This window comes from Solihabitans fulvus, from assembly GCF_008386585.1.
GTDB classification, from domain to species: domain Bacteria; phylum Actinomycetota; class Actinomycetes; order Mycobacteriales; family Pseudonocardiaceae; genus Solihabitans; species Solihabitans fulvus.
In genome coordinates, this window is sequence record NZ_VUOB01000081.1 from 1 (window position 1) to 24,199 (window position 24,199).

Below are 24,199 nucleotides of genomic sequence, written 5' to 3' on the forward strand. Positions count from 1 at the left end.
CAACGACCGGACCAGCTACAAGGCGACCATCGGTATCGACATCCTCACCCCGGCAGACCCTTGACAACCACCACAAACGCCAAACTTCCCCGCCTTGGGGCTAGAGTCGTGGACGTTCGTCGGGATCGGCTGGCTGATGCACACCGCCTGGGACGTCGTCCACCATCTCAGGGGCCACCCGATCCTGCCGTTCGTGCCGCACTCCTCGTTCGGCTGCGCCATCTGCGATCCGGTGATCGCGATCTGGGCGCTGACCGGTGGTCGGCCGCTGCTGACCTCGCTGCGCGCCGGGCTCGCTTCGGTGCGCGCCCGGCTCGTGTCGGGTCGGGTGGGTTCCGCGTAGCGTCGGGCGGTTCCGCGTCGCGTTGGGTGGGTACCGCGTAGCGCTGCCAACCCGCCTGCGGAAAAAGGTGTGTTTCCGCAGGCGGGGGCAGCTTAGTTGCCGGCTACCGGGGTCCTGGTGCCGTACCCGGCGCGGCCGGCCTGCTGGTACTCGGTGGCCTCGGCGATCGAGCGGAGCAGCTTTGACTCCAGCTGCCGCAGTTCGGCGATCTTCCTGCCGGTCATCGCGGACTCCATGCGCGCCGCGCTGACCAGGTGGCCTGCCTCCGCCCGCGCCTCGCGCACCACCTCGGCGGCCTCCGCCCTCGCCCTGGCCAGGATCTGGTCGGCCTCGGTGCGGGCCACGTTGACGGTGTCCTCGCCGAGCTGGTCCAGCCCGACGCGCAGGTGCCGCGCCTGTCGGTTGAGCCCGTCGCCTGCCTCCTGCACCGCGAGGGTCAGCTCGGACAGCTGCGCCCTGACCTTCTCGTAGCGCCACCGCTCGCTGTCCACCGCGTCCTCATGATCACCCACATGCAGCAGCGGGTTGTCCACAGCGGGAGGGGGGTTGTCCACAATCCGCAGGTCCGTATCCACAGGAACACTGGACCCCTGGTCAACCGGCTCGACGCCAGCCGCCGTCTGGGTGATCTCCGTGGAGCTGTCCAGCGAGGTGCGCAGCGGCACCTCCTTGATGAACAGCACGGCGACGACGGTGACCAGCGCGATCGCGGCCGCGATGAGGAACAGCTCGCTCATCGCGTCGCCGTAGGCGGCCCGGACGATCGCCTGGATCGGGGCGGGCAGGTGCTTGATGTCGAGCGTTCCGCCGCCCGACGCGCGCGCCCCCGGCGGCAGGTGCAGCGCGGCGATCCCGGTCGCGATCTTGCTGCCGACCTGGGTGGCCAGCACCGCGCCGAGCACCGACACGCCCATGGTGCCGCCGAGCGAGCGGAAGAACGTCACCGTGGAACTGGCCGCGCCGAGGTCGGCCAGGCCGACGCCGTTCTGCACCGACAGCACCAGGTTCTGCATGGTCAGGCCGAGGCCGACGCCGAGCAGCACGAGGTAGCCGCCCATCAGCACCAGGTTGGTCTGGTGGTCGATCGTGCCGAGCAGGCCGAGACCCGCCACCAGCGACACCGAGCCGCCGACCAGGAAGCCCTTCCACTTGCCGTAGCGGCTGATCAGCTGGCCGGACACGGTCGAGGAGACCAGCAGGCCGAACACCATCGGCAGGGTCATCAGGCCGGCGTGCGTCGGCGAGTAGCCCCTGGCCAGCTGGTAGTACTGGCCGAGGAACACCGAGCTGCCGAACATCGCCGTGCCGACGCCGATGCTGCCGAGCACCGCGAGGGTCATCGTCCGGTTGCGGAACAGCCGCAGCGGCACGATGGGCGAGCTGGCCCGCGTCTCGGCGAAGATCGCCAGCGCGAACACCAGCAGCGCGCCGCCGACGTAGACCGCGCTCGACCAGGACACCCAGGCGAAGTTCTTGCCGGCGAAGGAAACCCAGAACAGCAGCAGGCTGACGCCGCCGGGGATCAGCACCGCGCCGAAGTAGTCGATCTTCACCGGGCGACAGACCGTCGGCAGGTGCAGCGTCTTGGCGAGCACGACCAGCGCGACGACGGCGAGCGGCACGCACACGTAGAAGCACCAGCGCCAGCCGAGCGAGGAGTCCACGATCAGGCCGCCGATGATCGGGCCGCCGACCGTGGCGACGGCCATCACCGCGCCCATGTAGCCGCTGTAGCGGCCGCGTTCGCGCGGCGCGACCATCGCGCCGATGATGACCTGCGCGAGCGCCTGTACGCCGCCCATGCCGAGGCCCTGCACGGCGCGCGCCGCGATCAGCTCGCCCATGTTCTGGGCGAGGCCGGCCAGCGCCGAGCCGAGCACGAAGATCACGATGCTGATCTGGTAGAGCAGCTTCTTGTTGAACAGGTCGGCCAGCTTGCCCCAGATCGGCGTCGTCGCCGTCGAGGCGAGCAGGGTCGCCGTGATCACCCAGGTGTACTGCGTCTGGGTGCCCTTGAGGTCGGCCAGGATGGTCGGCAGGGCGTTGGAGACGATCGTCGAGCTGAGGATCGCGACCAGCAGGGCGAGCAGCAGGCCGGACAGCGCCTCCAGGATCTCCCGGTGGCTCATCGGCTTCTGGACGGGGACGGCCTCGTGCCTCGCGAGGTGCTGCGCCGGTGGCGCCTCGACCGTCGTTGTCATCGTGCTCCTCCTGTGGTGCAGACCGCGTCGGCGGGAGAGGGTCGCAGCGCCTTGCGCAGGGCCTCGGTGAACGAACCGCACCTGGCCGCGAGGTCGCGGACGTCGGTGTCGCTCCAGCCGCCGAGGGCCTCCTGCATGAACTCGACCTGGGACCGTCGCCACTGGTCGAGCAGCTCGACGCCGGCGTCGGTGGCCGAGAGCAGGGCGACCCTGCCGTCGTGCGGCGCGGGGCGTCGTTCGACCAGGCCGGCCCGTTCGAGCTGGGCGATCTGGCGGCTGACCACGGAGGCGTCGACGACGCGGTGCTGCGCGAGTTCGGACACCCGGCACTCGCCGCGGTGGACCAGCTCGGCCAGCAGCGCGATCGCCGCCGGGTGCAGGCCCTGCTCCTCAGGCCACACACGCATGGTCATCGCGTGCTTGAGCTGGAACAGGGTGCGCAGGTTGCGAAGCAGGTCGACGCAGCTCTCCGTGCTGGGGCCCATGACCATCTCCCTATTAGTTGCTGTCTACAACCATAAGAAAGATAGTTGGCCAATGCAACCTTGTTGGGTGTAGGTCACATGTGGGGCACCCGGGCCGTTGGAGAGGTGGGGGCGCTGGGGGCCGTGTGGCAGGCGAGGACGCCCCGGCCGGCGACTCGCTTCGCTCCCTGCCCGGTTTCTGGACTACCTGTGTTTATTGGGCCNNNNCGCACACCCCGCACCGTCACGAGGTGGAAAAGCGGTGTGTGGGTGCGGGGCGTGGGGCGTGCTGGCGCCAAAATGTGGCCGCCCACCTGTGGAAATACCCCACCCACCCTGGGGGCGTGCCCTTGGCCAGCGTAGCCACCGGTGGCCGTGCGGGCGGGTGGTGTGGGGCGGGCTGTGGGTAACTGGGTGGGTTGTGGATAGGTGGGGGTTAGAGGTCCTCGTTTAGTCTGCTTAGGACGGTTGAGAGGGTGTGTAGGTCGTCGGTTGACCAGGTGGTCAGCTTCCGTCGCAGTTTTTTGCGGCGTTCGGTTCTGACCTGGTCTAGGCGGTGCTCGCCGTCTTCGGTGAGGCGCACGATTCTGGCTCGGCCGTCTGAGGTGTCCTGGGCCCGCTCGACCAGGCCCAGCTCGACCAGCCTGGCCAGCTGGCGGCTGATCGTCGACTTGTCCAGGCCGGTGCGGTCGACCACCTCGGCTGCCCGCGCCGAGCCTACGTCGGCCACGTGCAGCAGCAGCGCGTACGACGCGGCGTCCAGGCCGGGGTGCACCTGGGCGGCCAGCGACATCGACAGGCTGCGGGCACGGCTGAACAGCACCGACAGCTCGCGCTCGACGGCCATGGCCGCCGCGCGCCGATGCTCCCGCTCCGCGTCGCCATCGCCGTCGGTCACCGGGACATCCCTTCGTCGATCACGCGCACTGTCTACATAACGCGTCGACGCGTTGCCGCGCTGGGTGCCGTGGTGACACCGGTCACGCGTTCTCTGGCTGATGCCACGGCCTCGGCATGCCCTTGGCGGCGAAGAAGTCGCCGCCCTTGCGCTTGGTGTCGTCGGTGCCCCAGGTCCGCTCCCTGGCCACCGGGGCCATCCTCGGGATGTGCTTGCGGCAGTGGATGTAGGCCTCATGCACGTCGACGACGACCCAGCGCTCCGGCGTGCGACCCCTGTCGAAGTCCGTCGGCAGCTCGGGGTGCTCGACGCGCAGCGCCTCGTCCTCGACGATCCGCGCGCGGCCGTTGACGTGCAGGCCGATCACGTCCGTCACGAAGTCGACCATCAGCACGCCGACGTGCGGGTTCTCGCTGATGTTGCCGAGGCTGGCCAGCACGCCGTTGCCCCGGTACTCGGGGTAGGCGATCGCCCGCTCGCCGAGGACCTGGATGAACCCCGGCGGGCCCGCGCGCAGCGACGCGTCGCACTCGCCGTCGGCGTCGGAGGTCGCCACGAAGGCCATGTCCATCCGGCCGACGAAGTCCGACATCTCCTGGTTCAGGTGGTCGAGCACCTGGTCGTTGTAGAAGCGGGTGGCCCGCTCCTGTGTGCCGTAGGCGCACTGGAGCAGATGCTCGCCCCGCGATCCCGGCCGGCCGGCCAGGTCGTCCGGGTCGGCGAGCGGGTCATCCGGGGATTCCGGGTCGACCGGGCTCAGCACCTGGGTAACGTCGTCCTCGGGAGGATCTGTCACCGGGTCTGGCGCGGTGGGGGTCCACTCCGGAGAATCAGAGAGCTCGAGCAACAACAAGTCGGGGCTGGCGGTGCCGGTCGGGGGGAGGAGATCGGGGAGCACGCGCATCACCGTGTCATGCAAGCGGCGATCAAGGTACATCTGACCGAGTAGGTTCGCCCGTTAGCCGGAGCCGCTGGCGACACAACGTGACCAGACTGCACTCGAAGGTGGCATCAAGGAGCCAAATAGCTCGTTGACGGGCTACTGTCCCCTCGTCGGGGGATGGATGCTTGACGACGACGTAGCGCCTTGCTGGCGCCTCGGAGAACGTGGAGACTGCACCCGAACCATGACTGCGAACGCCGTGCTTAGCCCCATCCCGAGTCCCCCCCATCGAGAGCCACCACCCGGAGTGACCGCCATGGTGCGGCTCATCCGGGAGAGCTTCGCGGTCGTGGAGCCGCGCGCCGAGGACGTGGCGCGGTTCTTCTACGGCATGCTGTTCAGCCTCGCACCAGCCACCCGGGAGATGTTCCCGATCAACATGGAGGTGCAGCGCAGCCGCCTGCTGCGCGCCCTCGTGCACGTGGTGCAGATGGTGGACCGCCCGGACGACCTGATCCCGTTCCTCCGCCAGCTCGGCCGCGACCACCGCAAGTTCGGCGTGGTGGCCAGCCACTACGAGGCCGTCGGCACCGCCCTGCTCGCCGCGGTCAAGAAGCACGCTGGCGAGCACTGGACGCCCCAGGTGGAGATGGCCTGGGCCGAGGCTTACACGATCATGGCCAGGTCGATGCAGGACGCGGCCGCCGCCGACGAGGGCCCCGCCTACTGGCACGCCACGGTGCTCGAGCACCAGCGCGTCACCTGGGACCTCGCCGTGGTGCGCGTGCAGCCCGACCACCCGGTCACCTACCGCGCCGGCCAGTACCTCAGCGTGGAGACGCCGCAGCGGCAACGGCTGTGGCGGTACTTCTCGCCGGCCAACGCCCCCCGCGAGGACGGCGTCATCGAGTTCCACATCCGCGCGGTGGAGGGCGGCTGGGTCAGCCGCTCGATCGTCGGGCACACCCAGCCGGGCGACACCTGGCGGATCGGCCCGCCGATGGGCCGGCTCGGGGTGGACAGGAAGAAGTCCACCAGGGACGTGCTGATGGTGTCCGGCGGCACCGGTGTCGCGCCGATGAGCGCGATCATCGACGAGCTGTCCCGCTGGGGCGACAACCCCAGGGTGCACCTGTTCGTCGGCGGCCGGACCCGCAAGGACCTCTACGCGCTGGACAACCTTCAGCGGGTCGCGATGAGCAACCCCTGGCTCACGGTCGTCCCGGTGCTGGAGACCGATCCTGGTGCGCGCGGCGTCGAGCACGGCACGCTGGCCGACGTGGTGACCCGCTACGGCGCGTGGTCCGAGCGGGACGTGCTGGTGTGCGGCTCGCCCGCGATGATCCGGTCGACGGTCTCCCGCATGCTGGTGGCCGGTACTCCGCTTGATCGGATCAAGTACGACCCGTTCACTCTCGACTGAGGGTGGGGTTAGTTCGGGAGGCTGCCCAGGGCCCTGGCCGCGGCGGTCAGGTCGGCGAAGTCGGCCGGGTCGAAGACCAGCCTGCGCACCTCGGTGACGTGGTCGACGGCGGCGGTGGCCAGCTTGCGCATGCCGTCGTCGGTGAGCACGGCGAACACCCCGCGCTTGTCGCCGGGGCAGCTCTCCCTGCGCACCAGCCCGTCCCGTTCCAGCCTGCCGACGGTGTGCGACAGGCGGCTGCGGGAGTGGCTCGCGCTCTCGGCGAGCGCCGCCATCCGCACCCGCCGTTCCGGCGCCTCGGACAGCCGGACGAGCACCTCGTACTCAGCCAGCGTGAGGTCGTGCGTGTTACGCAGATGGCGGTCGACGTTCTCGAGCAGTCGGGCGCTGCCGAGCACCAGCGAGCGCCAGACCTGCTGTTCGTCCTCGTTGAGCCACCGCGGTTCCGTCATGAGCCACCTCGCACCGGACAGCCGTGTTGCACTGTGAAGCCTTTAATTTAACATTAAATGACTTTGTCCGGGAGGCGTGCTGAGTCAGTCCATCGCCTGGATCGGCTCGCTGTCATCGACCGGGCGGCGCATCTCCTGACGGTAGCGCCACACCCCGTAGGCCGTGCCGAGCACGAAGAACGCGATGCTGACGACCAGCGCGGTCGTCTCAAGCCACGGGAACACGTTGAGCAGCCCCGCGCCGTAGTAGCCGAGCAGCACCAGCGTCGGCACCCAGGCCAGCGCGCCGAGCGAGGTCGCCAGCAGGTACCGGCGCACGTCCATCCGCGCGGCGCCGGCGATCATCGGGGCCAGCGTGCGGACCCACGGGATCCAGCGCGCCAGCACCACCGCCGCGAAGCCCTTGCGGTCGAGGAAGTCCCGCGCCTTGTCCAGGTTCTGCCGGTTGAGCACCCGGCCGCCCTTGCGCGCCAGCAACCGGGTGCCGGTGCTGCGGCCGATGTAGTACCCGATCATGTTGCCGGCCACCGCGACCACCATCGCGACCGCGGACAGCAGCCAGGCGTGTCCCTCGTTGTGGTGCTGGGCCAGCACGACACCCGCGGTGAACAACAGTGAGTCGCCTGGCAGGAACAGGCCGAAGACGAACGCGCACTCGGCGAAGACGAAGCTCAGCGTGATGACCCACACCATCAGGGGACCGGCGGTCTCCAGTGGGTTGAAGGCCATCGACTCGACCGACGTGCGGTTCGCGTGGTCGAGCACCAGCGTCGAGGCGGACAGGGGCAGCACGCCAGAAGCGTACGTGGGAGCCGGGTGTCGCTGTGGCGACCTTTGGTTGACGGCTCGGCGAAGGCGAAGCAGTCGCCGGATAGCTGACAGAGGATGTCAGGTACTGAGGGCATCGTGGTGGACAGCAACGGCAGGGAGCCGCCCGGCCGTCGAGGAAAGGCGCCACTTCGTCATGACCGCACTCGCCACTCTCGCCATGGTCAACATCGACGCCGCCGACCCGGAGGTCCTCGCGGCCTTCTACCACCAGGTGCTCGGTTGGGACGTCACGCACAGCGAGCGCGACTACGCGATGATCAGCGACGGCACCACGGCCGTCGGCTTCGGCCGCGTGGAGGGCTACCGCGCGCCGCAGTGGCCGGACGCCGGCAAGCAGTTCCACCTGGACTTCCATGTCGGCGACCTGGCCGAGGCCGAGGCGCGCTGCCTGGAGCTCGGCGCGGCCAAGCCGGAGTTCCAGCCGGGCGGCGACCGGTGGACGGTGCTCACCGACCCCTCGGGCCACCCGTTCTGCATCTGCCTGAAGTCGTAGGCGGTGTCCGGGGTGGGCCACGGGCCTTTCCTGGCCCACCCCCGGGACGTCATAGTTCGGTCAGCGCCGCCTCCTGGGACGGCGTGTTCGCGCGCAGCGGGATCTCCTTGATGAACCACACCACCACGAACGCCAGCACCATCACCCCGGCGCCGACCAGGAACACCATGTCGATCGACTCGGAGAAGCCGACGAAGAACGGCCGGGCCAGCCTCGGGTCGATCCGCTGGAGGAACGACGAGTCCTGCAACACGCTGCCCGCGCCGCCGCCGCTCTGGAGGATGTCGAAGAACGGCTTGTTGACGGGGTTCTGCCGCACGGCGGGGTCGCTGACCGCGGCCATGAACTCGGGCGAGGTTCGTGCAGCGTCGAAGGCGTTCTTGATCTTGTCGCCGACCGTGCTGAACAGGATGGACAGGAACACCGCGACGCCGACCGTGCCGCCCATCTGGCGGAAGAAGGTGGCCGACGCGGTGGCCACGCCGAGGTCGCGGGACGGCACCGCGTTCTGCGCCGCGATGGTCAGCGTCTGCATGCAGCAGCCAAGGCCGAGCCCGAAGACCAGCATGAAGACCATCGGGTGCCACAGCGGGGTGTCCACGCCGACCGAGTGGAACAGCACCAGTCCGACGAACATCAACACCGAGCCGATGATCGGGAACATCTTGTAGCGCCCGGTCTTCGAGGTGATCTGCCCGGAGCCGATCGAGGCGATCATGATGCCGAGCATCATCGGCACCATCATCAGGCCGGCCTTGGTCGGGCTCTGCCCCTGCACGATCTGGAGGTACTGCGGCACCATCGAGATGCCGCCGAACATGCCGACGCCGACGATGAAGCCGGCGATGATGACCATGGTGAACGTCGAGGAGTTGAACAGCCGCAACGGGATCAGCGCCTCGTCCTTCATCAGCCGCTCGACGTAGACGAACGCGACGATGCCGACGGCGCCGACGACGAAGCAGAGGATCGCGCGGCCGGAGCCCCAGCCCCACTCCCTGCCCTGCTCGGCGATGATCAGCAGCGGCACCAGGCCGACCGTCAGGAACAGCGCGCCCCACCAGTCGATCCGGTGGTCGCGGCGCTGGTGCGGGGTGTGCAGCACCTTGGCGACCACGAACAGGGCGACCGCGCCGATCGGCACGTTGACGAGGAACACCCAGCGCCAGCCCGCGATGCCAAGGATGGAGCTCTGGCCGGCGAGGAAGCCGCCGAGCACCGGGCCGAGCACGCTGGACGTGCCGAACACGGCGAGGAAGTAGCCCTGGTACTTGGCCCGCTCACGCGGCGGCACGAGGTCCGCGATGATCGTGAACGCCAGCGACATCAGGCCGCCGGCGCCGAGGCCCTGCAACGCCCGGAACGCGGCGAGCTGGTACATCGACTCGGAGAACGTGCAGGCAAGCGAGCCGATCAGGAAGATCGAGATCGCGGCGAGGAAGAACGGCCGTCGGCCGTAGATGTCCGACAGCTTGCCGTAGATCGGCGTGCTGATCGTGGACGTGATCAGGTACGCGGTGGTGGCCCACGCCTGGAGGTTCAGCCCGTGCAGGTCGTCGGCGATGGTCCGGATCGCGGTGCCGACGATCGTCTGGTCGAGCGCGGCCAGGAACATGCCGAGCAGCAGCCCGCTCATGATGACCAGGATCTGCCGGTGGGTCAGGGCGGCGGCCGGGGCCTGCGCCTTGGCCGCTTCGGCGGAGTGCGTCATGGGGTTTCCCCTTGTTCGTGAACTGCCCGTGGCGTGTCGACCAGGTCGGGCCGGTAGGTCTCGCAGTCGGAGTTGAAGCGGTCGAGCAGCGTGACGAGGGTGCGGCGGTCCTCGTCGGGCCAGTGGTCGGTCAGGCGCGCGATGTGCCGGTTGCGCTCGCGTCGGTTGTGCTCGAACACGCGCGTGCCCCGCTCGGTCGCCGCGAGCAGGCAGGCCCGCCCGTCGTCGGGGTCGGCGCGCCGCTCGACCAGCCCGTGCTGGACGAGCGCGCCGCTCTGTCGGCTGACCGTCGAGGTGTCGGAGTGCACCGCCTCGGCCAGCGCCGTGGTCCGCTGCGGACCGTCCAGCACCAGGTGGGCCAGCAGGGCGTAGCTGGCTCGCTCGATGCCGCCCTTCTGTGCGGTGGTGAACTGTGCGCTGGCCCGGCCGACCAGCCGGATGAACCGGACCAGCTGGAAACCGAGCTCGTCCGCGGTGTCCAGGTGCGGCGCGTCCTGTGCTGCGCGCTGCCGTGCGTCCTGTGGTGCGACGGGATCGGACATGGGATCTCTCAGTCTGAGCATCTTATTTAGCGCACACAATTAGTTGGATAGTACAACCATGTATCGCGTCCCGCACGGGGTCAGTGTGCGCGGATCCGCCGTTCGGCGCAGGACACGACATCCCTCGGCGCAGCGGACGGCGACCGTCCCGGCGACTAGCGTGAAAACATGACCGACGCCCTGCTGACGCGGCTACGGGATGAGCTCGGCCGGGGCAGCGTGCTCACCGACCCCGACGTCACCGCGAGCTACCGGCACGACATGATGCCGCTCGCGCCGCACGGCGCCCCGCTCGCCGTCGTCCTGCCCGCCGACACCGCGCAGGTGCAGGCCGTGGTCAGGGCGTGCGCGGCGGCCGGCGTGCCGATCGTGCCGCGCGGCGCCGGCAGCGGCCTGTCCGGCGCGGCCAACGCCGTGGACGGCTGCGTCGTGCTCGTGCTGACCAAGCTCAACGAGATCATCGAGGTGGACGCCGACAACCGGCTCGCCGTGGTGCAGCCCGGCGTGGTCAACCTCGACCTGCGGCACGCCGTCGAGAAGCACGGCCTGTTCTATCCGCCGGACCCCTCCAGCTACGACTGGTGCACCATCGGCGGCAACCTCGCCACCAACGCGGGCGGGCTGTGCTGCGTGAAGTACGGCGTCACCACCGACTCCGTGCTCGGCCTCGACGTCGTGCTCGCCGACGGCGAGCTGCTGCGCACCGGGCGGCGCACCGTCAAGGGCGTCGCAGGCTACGACCTCACCAAGCTGTTTATCGGCAGCGAGGGCACCCTCGGCGTGATCACCAGGGCCACCCTCGCGCTGCGCCCGCTGCCGCAGGCCCCCTCGACGCTGGTCGCCGCGTTCGGCGCGACGGCGGCGGCAGGCGCCGCGGTCAGCCGCGTCGTGCGCGAGGGCATCGTGCCGTCCCTGATGGAGATCATGGACGCCACCTCGATCAGCGCCGTCGAGCAGCACCTGAACACCTCGCTCGGCGCGGAGGCAGGCTGTGCCGCGTTGCTGATCTGCCAGTCGGACTCCGGCGGCGAGGTCGCGCGGCGCGAGCTGGCCGCCATCGAGCAGGTCTGCCGGGACTCCGGCGCCGACCTCGTGCACACCACCGAGGACCTGGCCGAGGGGCAGCTGCTGCTCGCCGCGCGGCGGGTCGTGCTGACCGCGCTGGAGGTCTACGGCTCCTGGCTGACCGACGACGTCTGCGTGCCAAGGACGAGGATCGCCGAGCTGCTGACGGGGTGCGCGCGGATCAGCGAAGAGTGCGGCCTGCGGATCGCCGTCGTCGGCCACGCCGGCGACGGCAACATGCACCCGACGATCGTCTACGACCCGTCCTCGGCGGACGAGTTCGCCCGCGCGCACCGGGCGTTCGACGAGATCCTGGCGCTGGCGCTCGGCATGGGCGGCACGATCACCGGCGAGCACGGCGTCGGCAAGGTCAAGCGGGAGTGGCTGGCGCGGGAGATCGGGCCGGTCGGCCTGCGCGCGCACCGCGCGATCAAGGCGGCGCTCGATCCGGCGAACCTGTTCAATCCCGGCTCGATGTTCTCGCTCGACTGATCTCGACCGATCTCGGCCGACAATGCCGATTCCACAATGTCGGGGAATCGGCGTTGGTCCATTTGCGTGAATGGATTCGTGCGGAGAGGCGTGGGTGCGGGAATCTGCGCGAAGATCCCGTGTCGCCGGGAGTGTCACCGCAATTCGCCTGGATCGAGGTTCGCCGGTCGGCGAAGTTCGCGGATGACGAAATACCCGAGCTGACAGGGTTTCGGCGTCATTCGAACGGGAGGGCTTCGTGATCAGCGGAGATTCCATGCGGCTGCCGGGTTGGCAGGGCGGCAACGGCGACGCCGCGTACCTCGACAAAACCCTGCGCCACCGCGAGGTGGAGACCTCGCTCGACGACTCCGTCAGCTGGCGGTTCATGCTGAGCCTGTGGCTGCGGGGCCTTTTCGTCGCGTTCGTGGTGTTGTTCGTCTTCGCTGTCCTTTCGCTGCTGCTCGAAATCGGCGGCAGCCTGGAGGGCGCGGCCGGGCTGAGTATCCTCGGCTCGATCGGTTCCGTCGCGGCGTTCTGGGTGATCGTGTTGTGCACGAAGGCGCAGGAACCCATCGCGGAATGGCGCGTGCTGCTCGCCGACCGGCAGGACAGCGCGGAATCCGTGTACAGCCAGATCTCCGGGGCGTTGCTGCACCGCAGGATTCCCCTCGCGCACGGGTCGCGCCGAATCCGCACCGGGTTCGGCGCCAACGAGGTGAGCAACCGCATGGTGCTCAGCGAGGGCAGCTACCTGGCGTACGTGTCGGTTTTCCCTTACGGCACCAGCCTTTACCTCGGCTGGACCATGTGGCGTTCCCGCAGGGGCTACCAGCTCGTCTGGCAGTTCATCGTGGACATCCTGCTCTCCGCGTTCGGGCGGACGGATCCCGACAGGATCATGCTTCGGACGGAGCGGCCGAGGGCCATGCGCGAGGCGGTGCACGCGGCCTGCCGGGAGGGGCTGTTCGTGGCCATCGAGCAGCGCGAGGTCGCCGCCAGCTTCGGCTACCCGAACGGGATGCCGCCGGTGCAGAACCCGGTGCAGAACGGGGCCGGGCTGTCCGCCCCGGTCCCCGACGCGCTGCGCGCGCAAGGGCAGCAGCCGCAGTTCCCCGCTCAGCAGTGACCGCGCACGGCGTGCTCGTCCAGCCGGGCGCGGCCGGCGCGTGGGCCTGGTTCGGGCTGGAGCTGACGCCAGCGTCGACGGTCGGCGAGACGGGCAGCTGGCCGGGGACCACGGAACAGGAACGGCGAATCGACACCGCCGCGCTGGAGAAGGTGTGGCTGGCGACGATGTGGGACGCCGCCAACGTGCTCAACCTGGAGATCCGCTACCGCGCCGACCCGGAGACGCGACTGCTGTCCTGCGCCCTGCTCGCCAGGGTGTTCGCCGGGGACCAGCGCGCGGCCGTCGACACGGCGCTGACCGTGCGCGAGCGGCTCGGCGTGCTGCCGCCGCATGTGCACGCCGCGCCGCTGGTCCGGCACGAGGACCTGGTGGCCTGGCTCGCGCCCCCGGCGACGGGCGCGGACGGCGCGGCCGTGGTGCGCAAACGCCTGTCCTGCGGGCAGTTCCGCAGGGCGGACACCCAGCTGCGGGTCGGGGTTGCGGTCTCGCCGCTGGCGGTCGCCGGCGCGTCCTGGGAACCCGTGTGGCGGAGCCTGGCCGGGCAGCCGAGGCCGACCGTGCTCAGCGTCGGGCTGACCCCGCACGTGGCGGGCCCCGAGTTCGCGGCCCGCGTCGGCTGGCTGGCGCAGGAGTACGCCAGGCTGTCCGCCGCGGGGACGAACGGTCCCGTGTGGAGCTCGGTGCTGCCGCCAGAGCCGTTCGCGGCGTTGGCCGGGCCGCTGTACCTCGACGCGGCCAGGCGGTACACCGGATCGCTGTACCGGATGCGGATCGCGCTGGCCGCCGACGGTCCCGTCTCGGCCGACCTGGCCCAGCTGGTCGCCGACCGGGTCTCCGCCGACTCGGCGGGCGCGCCCGGCGGCGCCGTCGTGTGCCGGCCGGTGGCCGCCGAGTCCGACACCGCGTGGCGCAACCTCACGACCCTCAACCACGACCCGCTCGTCGAGACCTATCGACAGGGCGTGCCGGCCGACTTCCTCGCGCACCCAGAGGGCGTCCTCGCCGACCTGGTGGACACCGGCGAGGCCGCGTCGGCGTTCCGGTTCCCCTACGAGGTGCCCCGCCGCGAGCCGCTGTTCCGGACCCCCGCCCGGCCGGACCCGGCGGACCGGCGGCCGACGCACGCCGCCGGCGGCGATCCCGGCCTGCCCGACCTGTGACGACAGGGGAGACCCAGTGGACGAGTTCACCTTCGAGTTCCTCGGCGACCGCGACGCGCGGGACGGCGACGCGCGGAGCCTGGCGCACTGGCTCAACAGCAGCGGCGACCTGCGCGGCGCGGCCGAACTGCGAATGGCACCACCGGAGCCGGGGGAGCAGGGCGGCGCGGCGGACGCCGTGCTCGTGCTGGCCGCGGCGGTCCCGTTGGCGCGCCCGTTCTTCACCTGGCTCACCGAGCGGGCCAAGCAGCGGCGGACCAGGGTGCGGATCGTCAGGTCTGACCAGGCCGGGACGACCGTCGAGTTCGACGCGGCGAACGGCGCGGACGCCCAGCGCCTGTTCGGGGACATCGCCCGGTTCCTCGACGAGGACCGGGACGAGGAACTCGAATGACGGCCGCGCCGATCGTCGTGCCGAGGCGATCCAACTCGGCCGCCGTGCTGGTCGGCACCGCCACCTACACCGAGGGCCTGCCCCCGATGCGCTGCGTGGCCAACAACATCACCGACCTGCACGACGCCATCACGGGCCCGGCTGGCGTCGTCGACCCCGCCCGGGTGACGCGGATCGTCGACGAGAGCGACCCGGCCGTCATCCTCGAACGGCTCGACCACGGCGCGGCCCGGCCGCTTGACCTGCTGCTGTTCTACTACGCGGGGCACGGCGTCCTCGGCGCTGGGCAGCACGAGCGGCAGCAGCTCTGCCTCGCGCTGCCGCACTCGGTCGACCGGCCCGACCGCGCGGCGCGCACCTCGCTGCCGTTCGACGCGGTGCTCCAGGCGCTCGGCGGCGTCCGCGCGCGGCACCGCGTGGTGATCTTGGACTGCTGCTTCGCCGGCCTCGCCGTGGACACCGCTGGGACGGCCGACACGCACGTCCTCGCCGCGACCGACCGCGTCGAGCGGGCCAGGTTCGCCCAGGGCGCGCGCGTCACCGACTTCACCAGGGAGCTGGTGCGGCTGCTCGACAACGGGATCGCGGACGGCGCGGAACACCTCGACCTCGCCTCGGTGTACCGGCGCCTCGCCGTCGTGCTGGCCGCCGAGGGGCTGCCGAGGCCGACCCAGTGCGCGGTCAACTCGACCGGCGACCTCGCCATCGCCCGCAACGTCGCGCACGGCACGGCCCGCAGCAGGAGCGGGCTGCTGGCCAGGTCGAGGTTCGCGCAGGCGCTTGGCAGGACACGGCAGTACGCCAGGACGCGGGACCTGCTCGGCGAGATCGTGGCCGACGCGACCGAGGTCCTGCCGGCGGGCGACCCCGACACGGTCGTCTACCGGCACCTGTACGCGTCGTCCGTCGGCTCGGCCGGCGCGCCGTCGACGGCCACGGCGCTGCTCGACGAGCTCATCGCGGAGCTGACGGCCACGCGCCCAAACGACGAGCCGGCACTGGACCGGGCGACGCTGAGCCGCGACTTCTGGCGCACGAGGACCGTCGACGCGGGGATGCCGTGACCGGTCAGCGCACCCTTGGCCGCAGCAGGGAGGTCGCGCGCGCGGCGGCCGCCGCCGACCGCCACCCGGTGCGCCCGCCCGGCACCGGCCAGGCGCGGGTCCGCCACATGTCCAGCATCGCGCGCCGGTAGGTCGCCGCCAGCGCCCCGCCGAGCTGCCGTGCGGTGCCGGTGGTGACGCCGGGCCGCCGCATCGCCGCCGTGTAGCGGTCGATCTCGCCGGCCAGCCAGTTCGTGGCCCGCTGGTCCTCGCCGCCCCGGCACAGGTGCAGCACGGGCGGCCGGACGCCCTCGGCGAGCGCGGCGGCGAGCCGGTCGTGGCCGTCGAGCACGACGAAGCCGGCGAGCCCGGAGACGTACCACAGCAGGATCGGCGGGAGCACGCCGTCGCGGGCCTGCCGCCGGTATGCCGACACCCTCGGCGCGTCGGCTGGCGACAGCGCGCGCAGCGGCAGCACGTGCGGCCCGCCCTCCCACCACTGGAAGGAGCCGGCCGGGCCGGTGTCGAGCACCCGAAGCGGCTCCGGCGGCAGCAGTTCGCGGTGCAGCAGCCAGCTGCCGTCGTGCAGCGGGCCGGGCGACTCGGCGAGCAGGTCGGCGAAGCGGTGCAACCAGCACGCGTACCAGGCCGGGCTGCCGGGGTCGGCCAGTTGGTAGGCCAGCTTGACCGGCGTCGGTTGCAGCGGCGAGCGGTAGCCGGGCGCCCGGTGGTACTCGGCGTTGCCGTAGCCCTGCGCGAACTGGACGAACAGCACCGGCGTCCGGCCCTGGCGGATCAGCATGTGCCGGTGGTCGCCAACCTCGGGGCGTAGGGAGGGCCGTGCTACGCGGTCGACGTCCAGCCGCAGCCCACGCCAGTCGGGTGCGAAATCTGCGAGGTCGAGCTCCCTGCGTCGCACCCCATGGACGGTACGGGCATCCACCGACGGTTTCGCCCCGTTCGGGACACAAGGGTCGTCGAACGCGGAAGTTCCTCGCTCGGCGAAAAGTCCGCGCGGACGCGACTCAGGCGTCGTTCGGGCGTGACTTAGACCTGGTCTCAAAACTTAGGGGTGTGTCACTGCGTAACCTGCCGGTCCTGGTCGTCGATCGTGGGCAGTCGTGGCGAAGACGACGCAGCAGCGGCGGGTCGAAGACCGGCTCTGGGAGCTGATCGAACCCCTGATCCCGTCCCGACCAGCGCCGCGCGGTCCGGGTGGGCGGCCCCGGATCGATGACCGTGCCGCGCTAGAAGGGATCTTGTTCGTGCTCGACACCGGCTGCCGCTGGCGAGACCTACCCGAGCAGCTCGGATGCGGTTCCGGGCACACCGCGTGGCGGCGGTTACGTGAGTGGCAGGACGCCGGCGTGTGGGACCGGCTGCACCAGCTCGTGCTCGACGAGCTGTCCAACATCGACGAGCTCGACTGGACCAGAAGCTGCATCGACGCGGTGTCGGTGCGGTCGAAAAAAGGAGGGCGAGCTGACCGGCCGCAGCCCCACTGACCGGGGTAGAGCCGGCTCCAAGTACCACGTTCTGTGCGACGCGAACGGGCTACCGCTGCACATCATGTTGTCGGCGGCAAACACCCACGACAGCATTGTTGTTCGAGCCGCTGCTGGACACGAACCCGACCGTGCGCGGCCACCACGGCCGGGCGGGCCGGCCACGATGCCGACCGGACAAGCTGCACGCCGACAAGGGCTACGACTACCGCCGCTGCCGCCGCTACCTGACCCGCCGCGGTATCAAGGTCCGTATCGCCCGGCGCGGGATTGAGGGCAAGTCCCGCCTCGGCCGGGTCCGCTGGGTCGTCGAACGCACCATCTCCTGGCTGCTGCGGTTCAAACGCCTCGGGCTGCGCTACGACCGGACCGAACGCACCACGCTGGCGCTACTCACGCTGGCCTGCACCGTGATCAACGTCCGCCGGCTCATAAAGATCGAGCTCTGCGACCAGGTCTAACGCATCCATTCACTCGTGTGGGATACATCGGTAGCTCTGTGTCGTTGGGTGGGGGTGACTGGTGAGCTTCTGAGCGCGGAGCAGGTCCTCGGGTCGGCACGGGGCCCCGTCACCACGAGGGAGATCGATCTCCTGGAGGAGGCTGCAGCCGCGTTGCTGACGGCACCATCGACGGGGATGAACGAGCACGCTCGTCGGGAAGTGACCAGCCATCGGTGGGGCCGCCTCTTCAGAGGCGTTCGATGCGGTCGGCCTGCGGGCCCCGGTCGCTCTGACGCACCGCGTACCGGACCCGGTCACCCTTCTGCAGCGGCTCCGACCCCATGATCACGGACACGTGGGCGAAGAGATCGTCGCCGCCTGCGTCCGGGGTGATGAAGCCGAAGCCTCGGTCGCCGTCGTAGCGCGCGACGACGCCCTCGCCGCCTCGTACGGGCACGTCCCGCGCCGCCGGCCCTGCGGCCGCGGCAGGTGCCGACCGCTGCGGCGCCGTCTGGGGCTCGGTGCCCCGGACCAGGTGCACGTCGCGGGCCTGCGGGCCCTTGTCTCCACTAGCCACCTCGTAGGCGACGCGGTCGCCCTCCGCGAGCCACGTCAGCCCCTCGGCCAGGGCCCGGGCGTGAACGAAGACGTCCCCGGCGCCGGAGTCGGGGTTGATGAAGCCGAAGCCCTTGTCCTCGTCGTACCAGGCCACCGTGCCGTCGGCACCGTCCGCGATACCAGCCGCAGCGGGTGAGCCGGCCCCTGCTCCCAGCGGGATCACGTGCTCGGCCTGTGGGCCGCGCTCGCCTTCGACGATCAGGAAGGCCACCCGCTGCCCCTCGGTGACCACGCCGCCGGTCACGATGGCGGAGCTGTGCACGAAGATGTCGGCGCCGCCGCCGTCCGGCGACGCGAAGCCGTACCCCTTGCCCGGCTCGTACCAGTTGACGGTGCCGAGCAGGCCCACGGCGCTGCCGGTGGCCGCATCGGCGGTGACGCGAACGCGCAGCGCCTGGGGCCCGCGGTCGTTCTCGCCGACCTCGAACACGACGGCCTGACCCTCGCGGAGCACTTTCGCGCCGCCGTCCCCGACGATCTCGGAGGCGTGCACGAACACGTCCGGCGAGCCGTCCTCGGGCGCGAGGAAGCCGAAACCCCGTTCGGCGTCGAACCAACGGACGGTCCCTTGCGGCATCACAGGCTCCAGGTCGAGAGGGCGGGCACTGGCCCCCAGTCTCTCTGACAGACCTCCGGTCCGTCGGGCCGGGCCCACAGGCGGGCGGTGCGGAGCCAGGGGCGGGCCGTTGGTTCACCTAGCGACACGCCGAGTTTTGAGACCAGGTCTTAGGCGTCGTTCGGGCGGATCCGCTCGATGTGCTGGGTGACCTCGGCCGAGTTCTCGTTGGCCGCCTTGCGTTCCCGGCGCGCCTTGAGCACCTCGACGATGATCGGAGTGACCGAGATGAGCACGAGCAGGACGAGGATCAGCTCGACGTTGCTGCGCACGAACCCGATCTGGCCGAGGAAGTAGCCGAGGATCGTCACGCCGGTCGCCCACGCGACGCCGCCGATGGCCGAGTAGCCGAAGAACTTCTTGCGGTCCATCCTGCCGACGCCGGCGATCGCGGTGATGAACGTCCGCACGATCGGCACGAACCTGGCGAGCACGATCGCGCGCGGGCCGTACTTGTCGAAGAAGACGTGCGTGCGGTCGACGTGTTCGCGCTTGAACAGCTTGGAGTCCGGCTTGTTGAACAACGCCGGCCCGGCCTTGTAGCCGATGCCGTAACCCACCACGTTGCCGGCGAACGCGCACACCGACAACAGCACGCACATCAGCCACAACGGCGTCTTGATGTCGTTGGTGGCGATGAAAAGGCCCGCGGTGAACAGCAGCGAGTCGCCGGGCAGGAAGAAGCCGATCAACAGGCCGCACTCGGCGAAAATGATGAAGCACAGGCCGACCAGGAACCACGGCCCGAGTGCGTCCATCAGGCTGTGCAACAGGTAGTCGGCCTTCAGCCACTGCGGACCGAGAGCGATAGTGGTGGTGAGCGCGTGGTTCACACGGCACAAGGTACAGGGCGAGTTTAAGAGCAAGATGTAGATCTTTGTGCGCGGTCCCTTCCGTGCGTCCGCGCTGCGGACCGGGTGTCAGCGGAGCGTGAGGACGCCGACGATGGTGCCGGCGGCCAGCCCGAGCAGGAGCGCGAGCAGCAGGATCCAGCGGACCGGCAGGGCGGGTCGGCGGGTCGGCAGCGCGTCGGTCGGCGCGTCCGGCGGGGCGACCGTGGTCCGGGTGACGTCGGCGAACTCGGGCAGCACCGCGTCACTGCCGGAGAGCAGCCCGAACGGGTTGGCGGTGTGCACGATCGCGCCCGTGTCCGAGTCGGCCGTGTCCGAGTCGGCCGACCCGTCGTGCCCGCCCGGCTCCTGGCCTGCGGGCTCGTCGTCGGCAGGGTCCTCGTGCTCCGCCGAGTGCTCCGTGTCCTCGGCCTGCTCGGTGTCTTCGGCTTCGGCCTCGGCCGGGGTCGGCTCCGCGTCAGGCTCCTCGGCCGGGTCCGCCGCCTCGGCCGGGTCGGGTTCAGGCTGGTCGGCCGGCGCGGCCTCGGCGGACTTGGCTACACCGTCGGCTTTGGTCGATTTGTCGACTTGGTTGACCGGGTCGACGGCGGGCGGCGTCGGCGGCGCGGTGTCGGTCACCGGGGGCGGCAGCGGCGTGAGGGTCGCGCTGGCCGCCTGCGCCCGCAACGCGTCGGCCAGCAGGCGTTCCGGATCGTCGGCCTTGGTCACGGCGCCGACGGTAGTCCACCTGCCGCCGGCACCGTCCCGGTGACACCGATCACGTGGGGAATCAGGCGGCGCGCAGCACGCCGAGCAGCCGGCACACCTCGGCCGCCACGGCCTCGCGCCCGGCGGCAAGGTACTTCCTGGTGTCGACCACGCCAGGGTTCGCGGCGAGGAACTCGCGCACCGCTGCGGTGAACACCTTGTTCAGCTGGGTGGCGATGTTGATCTTCGTCATGCCGGAGTCGACGGCCAGCGTCAGGCCTTCGTCGGGCACCCCGGACGAGCCGTGCAGCACCAGCGGCACCGGCACCGCCCCGCTCAGCTCGCCGATCAGCCCGAAGTCCAGCGCCGCGTCCTTGGTTAGCATCGCGTGCGAGCTGCCGACCGCGACCGCCAACGCGTCCACCCCGGTGTCCGCGACGAACCTGGCCGCCTCGGCCGGGTCGGTGCGCGCCCCGGCCGCGTGCACGCCGTCCTTGCCGCCGACCTCGCCGAGCTCGGCCTCGACCGACACCCCGGCGGAGTGGCACCGCCGCACCACCTCGGCCGTCACCCGCACGTTCTCCGCGTAGTCGAGCTTGGAGCCGTCGAACATCACGCTGGTGAAGCCAAGCGCGACGGCCTCGGCCACCAATTCGGTGCTCTCCGCGTGGTCGAGGTGCACCGCGACCCGCGCGGTCGACCGCCTGGCGACCTCGAGGGTCGCCAGGCCGATCGGCGCGAGCGCGCCGTGGTAGCGCACCGCGTTCTCGCTGATCTGCAACACCACCGGCGCGCCGGCCCGTTCCGCGCCGGCGACCAGCGCCTCCGCGTGCTCCAACTGGATCACGTTGAACGCCCCGACGCCGCGCCCCCTGGCTGCGGCGGCGGAGACGATCTCGTCGGTCGGTGTGAGCACGCGTACTCCCTTATTCCTTGACCCATTCACCCTTGATCATCACGTCACGAGGGCGCAGTTCTTCGTCCAGCACAACAAGATCCGCCGCAAGGCCAGCGCGCAGCTCGCCGGTCTCACCGGCGAGGCCGAGCAGCGCGGCCGGCCGCGTCGAGGTCGCCGCGACCGCCTGGCAGATGGTCAGTTCGCAGCTCCGCACGAAGTTCCGGAACGCCGCGTCCATGGTCAGCGTGCTGGCCGCCAGCGCGCCGCCCTCGCCGAGCGTCGGCACGCCGTCCTTGACGGTGACCGCGAGGCCGCCGATGTCGTAGACGCCGTCGCCGACCCCTGCGGCGGCCATCGCGTCGGTGACCAGCACCGTGCGGCCGAGGCCGGCGTGCTTGGCGGCGAGCCGCACGGCCGTCGGGTGCAGGTGGTGCAGGTCGCAGATCAGCTCGACGGTGACCCGCTCGTCGTCGAGCAGCGCGCCGATCGGTCCTGGTTCGCGGTGGTGCAGCGGGCGCATGCCGTTGAACAGGTGGGTGGCGATCGTCGCGCCGGCGTCCACCGCGGGCCGCACCTGCGCCTCGGTCGCGTCGGTGTGGCCGATCGCGGCCAGCACGCCGCCGTCCACCAGTTGGCGCACGGCCTCGACCCCGTTGTCCAGCTCTGGCGCGATCGTCACCATCCGCACCGTGCCCCGGCCAGCGCGCAGCAGCGTGGCCACCGAATGGGTGTCAGGCGCGCGCAGGATCGCCGGGTCGTGCGCGCCGCAGCGGGCCGCGGACAGGAACGGGCCCTCCAGGTGCACCCCGGCGAAGACGCCGTCGTCGACCAGTTCGGCCAGCGCGGCGACCTGGTCAGCCAGCTCGGGAATCGGCCGGGACACCAGGCTGGCCAGCATCGTGGTGGTGCCGTGCCTGCGGTGCGCGGCGACGGCCCTGCGCACCAGCTCATGGTCGGGGCTGGAGAACGCCCCACCGCCGCCGCCGTGGCAGTGGATGTCGACGAACCCGGGCACCACGAGGGCTCCGTCGAGGTCGACAGTCTCGCCTTCCGGCGCGGCGCCCTCGCCGACGGCGTCGATCCGGCCGTCGCGGACGCTGATCCAGCCGGACTCGAGCACCCCGTCCGGCGTCGCGATCCGACCCCCGGTCAGCGTCGTGTCCACCGGTCCACCCCACGTACTCATGGCCCCTCCAACGTGTCAATGGCGAGCAGCGCCGCACCGAGGCAGCCGGCCTCGTCGCCGAGCGCGGCCAGCCGCAGCTCAGGTCGCCGCTGGAAGATGATGAGACCGTCCAGCCGGTCCCGCAGTGGATCGGTGAGGAGACTGCCCGCCATGGCGAGGCCGCCACCGAGCACCACGGCCTCGGGGCCGAGCAGCGTTGCCACCAACAGGATGCCCTTGGCCAGCGCCTCGACGGCCTCCTGCCACACGGCGACCGCGTCGGCCTCGCCGGCGCGGACCCGCTCGGCCACCTCGACCGCGCCGCGCACGGCCCGGCCGCTGCGGGCGGTGTACCGGCGCGCGATGGCCGCCGAGGACGCCCGCACCTCGACGCAGCCGTGCTGGCCGCAGCCGCACGGGTCACCGTGGCCGACGTCGACGTGGCCGATCTCGCCGGAGTACCCGCCGCCGCTCTGCAACTGCCCGCCGAGCACCAGCGCCGCCGCGATGCCCGTGCCGATCGGCATGATCACCGCGTCGGTGAGGCCGCGCGCGGCGCCGATGCGGTGCTCGGCGAGGCCGCCAGCCCTGACGTCGTGGCCGAACGCGACCGGCAGCCCGAGGCGCCTGGTCAGCACCTCGCCGAACGGGTAGTCCCGCCAGCCGAGGTTGGCCGAGAAGACGCCGACACCGACGGCCTCGTCCACCACCCCAGGCACGACGACGCCGATGCCGTCCACCGGGAGTGGCGAGTCCTCGCCGAGCAGACCGACCAGCTCGACCACCAGGTCGACGACCGCCTCGGCGGTCGCCGTGCCGTCGGGCAGGCGCGGGGTGCCTCGGCGAAGTTGCCGGACCGCCGACACCCCGTCACGGGTGCCGGCGACCAGCGCGGCCTTGGTTTCGGTGCCGCCGACGTCGACGGCCACGACATGTCTCACGTGAGCGATCCTGCGCTATCTCACCGCCATTGGTCTATACCAGGGCTAGGAGTGGTCGAGGATGACCGAACGGGTGAGGTGCCTTGGCTGGTCCGGGTTCAGGCCCCTGGCCTGCGCGATCGCCACCGCGAGCCGCTGCGCTGTGATCAACTGCGCCATGGGGTCCTCCGTTCCACTGTGGAACATCCCACCCGTTGCGACCACCTGCTCCGGCAGCCCGGTCGGCGCCTCGCCGAACATGAACGCCACCCGGTTCGGCCCGGTGATGCTGATCGGGCCGTGCCGGTACTCCATGGCCGGGTACGCCTCGGTCCACGCGCCGGCGGCCTCGCGCATCTTCAGCCCGGCCTCCTGGGCGAGTCCGCAGGTCCAGCCCCTGCCGAGGAAGGTGAACTGCTCGGCCCGCACGAGCTCGTCCGCGAGCGGCCTGGCGAGCAGGCGTTCGGCGTCGGCGATCGCCCGGTCCAGCCGGTCGCCCAGGCTCGCCCGCAGCAGGGCGAGCGTGCTGGTGGCGAACCTGGTCTGCACCACGGAACGCTCGTCGGCGAAGTCCAGTTCGACCAGCTGGTCGGCCACGTCGGCGACGGGCATCCGCGCATCGCCGGTGATCGCGCTGGTCGGCGACACGCCGCGCAGGTCGGCGAGGAGCTGCAACACCTCGGTGGTGGTGCCGGAGCGCGACAGCGCCAGCACCCGGTCATACCGGCGGCCGAGCGGGAACTCCGACGCCGCGAAGGCGTCCGTCTCCCCCTGACCCGCCGCTTCGCGCAGCGCCGCGTAGGCCTGCGCGACGAACCACGAGGTGCCGCAACCGACCACGGCGACCCGCTCGCCTCGGGTCGGGAGCGCGTCGGTGACGGTGTCCGCCAACGCCGCTGCCTGGCGCCAGCACTCGGGTTGGCTGGTGATCTCGGACGAGACGAAGAACTGCTCGGTCACCCCGTAGCCCTCCCCTGATCGGGCCTGCGC

Annotated in this window: 23 protein-coding genes and 2 pseudogenes; 9 read left to right on the forward strand and 16 right to left on the reverse strand. The window is 70.9% G+C overall.

The window, feature by feature from the left end; genetic code table 11:
- Positions 1-97 precede the first annotated feature (97 nt).
- Positions 98-343 (forward strand): annotated as a pseudogene (locus F0L68_RS37370) (DUF6010 family protein); the annotation flags it as partial.
- Positions 344-435: 92 nt separating this feature from the next.
- On the opposite strand, the gene F0L68_RS37375 reads toward F0L68_RS37370, so the two are convergent.
- The 4 genes from F0L68_RS37375 to F0L68_RS37390 all read right to left on the reverse strand — a co-directional run bounded on the left by F0L68_RS37375 (position 436) and on the right by F0L68_RS37390 (position 4,702).
- Positions 436-2,472: an MDR family MFS transporter gene (locus F0L68_RS37375; RefSeq protein ID WP_149854664.1), complete on the reverse strand. Its 2,037-nt coding sequence runs from the start codon at positions 2,470-2,472 to the stop codon at positions 436-438.
- Positions 2,473-2,540: 68 nt separating this feature from the next.
- On the reverse strand, positions 2,541-3,029 hold the full coding sequence (locus F0L68_RS37380; RefSeq protein WP_188317040.1) for a MarR family winged helix-turn-helix transcriptional regulator: 489 nt from the start codon (positions 3,027-3,029) through the stop codon (positions 2,541-2,543).
- A 415-nt stretch (positions 3,030-3,444) separates the two neighbouring features.
- Entirely contained in the window at positions 3,445-3,906 is a 462-nt protein-coding gene (locus tag F0L68_RS37385; protein WP_223199487.1) for a MarR family winged helix-turn-helix transcriptional regulator, read from the reverse strand.
- Between the two features lie 82 nt (positions 3,907-3,988).
- Positions 3,989-4,702 carry a pyridoxamine 5'-phosphate oxidase family protein gene (locus F0L68_RS37390; protein WP_438672349.1) on the reverse strand — a complete coding sequence of 238 codons (714 nt, stop codon included), beginning with the start codon at positions 4,700-4,702 and terminating at the stop codon, positions 3,989-3,991.
- Between the two features lie 403 nt (positions 4,703-5,105).
- Between F0L68_RS37390 and F0L68_RS37395 the strand changes: the two genes are divergently transcribed.
- Complete coding sequence (locus tag F0L68_RS37395) at positions 5,106-6,212, forward strand: FAD-binding oxidoreductase (protein ID WP_149854644.1); 1,107 nt, start codon at positions 5,106-5,108, stop codon at positions 6,210-6,212.
- Positions 6,213-6,220: 8 nt separating this feature from the next.
- Here F0L68_RS37395 and F0L68_RS37400 read toward each other — a convergent pair whose 3' ends face one another.
- Entirely contained in the window at positions 6,221-6,664 is a 444-nt protein-coding gene (locus F0L68_RS37400) for a MarR family winged helix-turn-helix transcriptional regulator (RefSeq protein ID WP_149854645.1), read from the reverse strand.
- A gap of 84 nt (positions 6,665-6,748) precedes the next feature.
- Positions 6,749-7,393, reverse strand: coding sequence for a DedA family protein (locus F0L68_RS37405; protein ID WP_149854667.1), 645 nt, complete (start codon positions 7,391-7,393; stop codon positions 6,749-6,751).
- 235 nt (positions 7,394-7,628) lie between these two features.
- Here F0L68_RS37405 and F0L68_RS37410 point away from each other — a divergent pair, with 235 nt between their 5' ends.
- On the forward strand, positions 7,629-7,988 hold the full coding sequence (locus F0L68_RS37410; protein WP_149854646.1) for a VOC family protein: 360 nt from the start codon (positions 7,629-7,631) through the stop codon (positions 7,986-7,988).
- 49 nt (positions 7,989-8,037) lie between these two features.
- Here the strand turns inward: F0L68_RS37410 and F0L68_RS37415 are convergent, their stop codons facing one another.
- Entirely contained in the window at positions 8,038-9,699 is a 1,662-nt protein-coding gene (locus F0L68_RS37415) for an MDR family MFS transporter (RefSeq protein ID WP_149854647.1), read from the reverse strand.
- A complete protein-coding gene (locus F0L68_RS37420) occupies positions 9,696-10,262 on the reverse strand; it encodes a MarR family winged helix-turn-helix transcriptional regulator (protein ID WP_223199488.1) in 567 nt (188 codons plus the stop codon). The genes F0L68_RS37415 and F0L68_RS37420 overlap by 4 nt, the downstream gene beginning before the upstream one ends.
- A 147-nt stretch (positions 10,263-10,409) precedes the next feature.
- Between F0L68_RS37420 and F0L68_RS37425 the strand changes: the two genes are divergently transcribed.
- The 5 genes from F0L68_RS37425 (at position 10,410) to F0L68_RS37445 (ending at position 15,527) form a co-directional block, all read left to right on the forward strand.
- On the forward strand, positions 10,410-11,798 hold the full coding sequence (locus tag F0L68_RS37425) for an FAD-binding oxidoreductase (protein WP_149854648.1): 1,389 nt from the start codon (positions 10,410-10,412) through the stop codon (positions 11,796-11,798).
- A gap of 238 nt (positions 11,799-12,036) precedes the next feature.
- Positions 12,037-12,906, forward strand: coding sequence for an adhesin (locus tag F0L68_RS37430; protein ID WP_149854649.1), 870 nt, complete (start codon positions 12,037-12,039; stop codon positions 12,904-12,906).
- Positions 12,903-14,069 (forward strand): hypothetical protein, encoded by a 1,167-nt coding sequence (locus F0L68_RS37435; RefSeq protein WP_149854650.1) that lies wholly within the window; start codon positions 12,903-12,905, stop codon positions 14,067-14,069. Before F0L68_RS37430 ends, F0L68_RS37435 begins: the two co-directional genes overlap by 4 nt.
- A gap of 16 nt (positions 14,070-14,085) precedes the next feature.
- Positions 14,086-14,463, forward strand: coding sequence for an effector-associated constant component EACC1 (locus F0L68_RS37440; protein ID WP_149854651.1), 378 nt, complete (start codon positions 14,086-14,088; stop codon positions 14,461-14,463).
- Positions 14,460-15,527, forward strand: a complete 1,068-nt coding sequence (locus tag F0L68_RS37445; RefSeq protein ID WP_149854652.1) for a caspase, EACC1-associated type — start codon at positions 14,460-14,462, stop codon at positions 15,525-15,527. The genes F0L68_RS37440 and F0L68_RS37445 overlap by 4 nt, the downstream gene beginning before the upstream one ends.
- A 4-nt stretch (positions 15,528-15,531) precedes the next feature.
- Here the strand turns inward: F0L68_RS37445 and F0L68_RS37450 are convergent, their stop codons facing one another.
- Positions 15,532-16,425 carry a hypothetical protein gene (locus tag F0L68_RS37450; protein ID WP_149854653.1) on the reverse strand — a complete coding sequence of 298 codons (894 nt, stop codon included), beginning with the start codon at positions 16,423-16,425 and terminating at the stop codon, positions 15,532-15,534.
- A 202-nt stretch (positions 16,426-16,627) separates the two neighbouring features.
- On the opposite strand from F0L68_RS37450, the pseudogene F0L68_RS37455 reads away from it, so the two are divergent.
- Positions 16,628-17,472: pseudogene (locus F0L68_RS37455) on the forward strand (IS5 family transposase).
- Positions 17,473-17,701: 229 nt separating this feature from the next.
- Here the strand turns inward: F0L68_RS37455 and F0L68_RS44810 are convergent.
- The 7 genes from F0L68_RS44810 to F0L68_RS37490 all read right to left on the reverse strand — a co-directional run bounded on the left by F0L68_RS44810 (position 17,702) and on the right by F0L68_RS37490 (position 24,169).
- Positions 17,702-18,649, reverse strand: a complete 948-nt coding sequence (locus F0L68_RS44810) for a cold-shock protein (RefSeq protein WP_149854654.1) — start codon at positions 18,647-18,649, stop codon at positions 17,702-17,704.
- Between the two features lie 149 nt (positions 18,650-18,798).
- Entirely contained in the window at positions 18,799-19,530 is a 732-nt protein-coding gene (locus F0L68_RS37465; RefSeq protein ID WP_223199489.1) for a DedA family protein, read from the reverse strand.
- A gap of 78 nt (positions 19,531-19,608) precedes the next feature.
- Positions 19,609-20,247 (reverse strand): flagellar biosynthesis protein FlhF, encoded by a 639-nt coding sequence (locus F0L68_RS37470; protein WP_149854655.1) that lies wholly within the window; start codon positions 20,245-20,247, stop codon positions 19,609-19,611.
- A 61-nt stretch (positions 20,248-20,308) separates the two neighbouring features.
- Positions 20,309-21,142 (reverse strand): class II fructose-bisphosphate aldolase, encoded by an 834-nt coding sequence (locus tag F0L68_RS37475; RefSeq protein ID WP_149854656.1) that lies wholly within the window; start codon positions 21,140-21,142, stop codon positions 20,309-20,311.
- Positions 21,143-21,152: 10 nt separating this feature from the next.
- Complete coding sequence (gene nagA, locus F0L68_RS37480) at positions 21,153-22,310, reverse strand: N-acetylglucosamine-6-phosphate deacetylase (RefSeq protein ID WP_149854657.1); 1,158 nt, start codon at positions 22,308-22,310, stop codon at positions 21,153-21,155.
- Positions 22,307-23,230 (reverse strand): ROK family protein, encoded by a 924-nt coding sequence (locus F0L68_RS37485; RefSeq protein ID WP_149854658.1) that lies wholly within the window; start codon positions 23,228-23,230, stop codon positions 22,307-22,309. Before F0L68_RS37485 ends, nagA begins: the two co-directional genes overlap by 4 nt.
- A 45-nt stretch (positions 23,231-23,275) precedes the next feature.
- Positions 23,276-24,169 carry an SIS domain-containing protein gene (locus F0L68_RS37490; protein WP_149854670.1) on the reverse strand — a complete coding sequence of 298 codons (894 nt, stop codon included), beginning with the start codon at positions 24,167-24,169 and terminating at the stop codon, positions 23,276-23,278.
- Between the last annotated feature and the right edge of the window lie 30 nt (positions 24,170-24,199).

Bases quoted from the DNA above. Each gene is read 5' to 3' on its own strand.
- F0L68_RS37375 (WP_149854664.1), bottom strand. From the start codon at position 2,472: ATGAGCCACCGGGAGATCCTGGAGGCGCTGTCCGGCCTGCTGCTCGCC.
- F0L68_RS37380 (WP_188317040.1), bottom strand. From the start codon at position 3,029: ATGGGCCCCAGCACGGAGAGCTGCGTCGACCTGCTTCGCAACCTGCGC.
- F0L68_RS37395 (WP_149854644.1), top strand. From the start codon at position 5,106: ATGGTGCGGCTCATCCGGGAGAGCTTCGCGGTCGTGGAGCCGCGCGCC.
- F0L68_RS37400 (WP_149854645.1), bottom strand. From the start codon at position 6,664: ATGACGGAACCGCGGTGGCTCAACGAGGACGAACAGCAGGTCTGGCGC.
- F0L68_RS37405 (WP_149854667.1), bottom strand. From the start codon at position 7,393: ATGGCCTTCAACCCACTGGAGACCGCCGGTCCCCTGATGGTGTGGGTC.
- F0L68_RS37410 (WP_149854646.1), top strand. From the start codon at position 7,629: ATGACCGCACTCGCCACTCTCGCCATGGTCAACATCGACGCCGCCGAC.
- F0L68_RS37415 (WP_149854647.1), bottom strand. From the start codon at position 9,699: ATGACGCACTCCGCCGAAGCGGCCAAGGCGCAGGCCCCGGCCGCCGCC.
- F0L68_RS37420 (WP_223199488.1), bottom strand. From the start codon at position 10,262: ATGCTCAGACTGAGAGATCCCATGTCCGATCCCGTCGCACCACAGGAC.
- F0L68_RS37425 (WP_149854648.1), top strand. From the start codon at position 10,410: ATGACCGACGCCCTGCTGACGCGGCTACGGGATGAGCTCGGCCGGGGC.
- F0L68_RS37445 (WP_149854652.1), top strand. From the start codon at position 14,460: ATGACGGCCGCGCCGATCGTCGTGCCGAGGCGATCCAACTCGGCCGCC.
- F0L68_RS44810 (WP_149854654.1), bottom strand. From the start codon at position 18,649: ATGCCGCAAGGGACCGTCCGTTGGTTCGACGCCGAACGGGGTTTCGGC.
- nagA (WP_149854657.1), bottom strand. From the start codon at position 22,310: ATGAGTACGTGGGGTGGACCGGTGGACACGACGCTGACCGGGGGTCGG.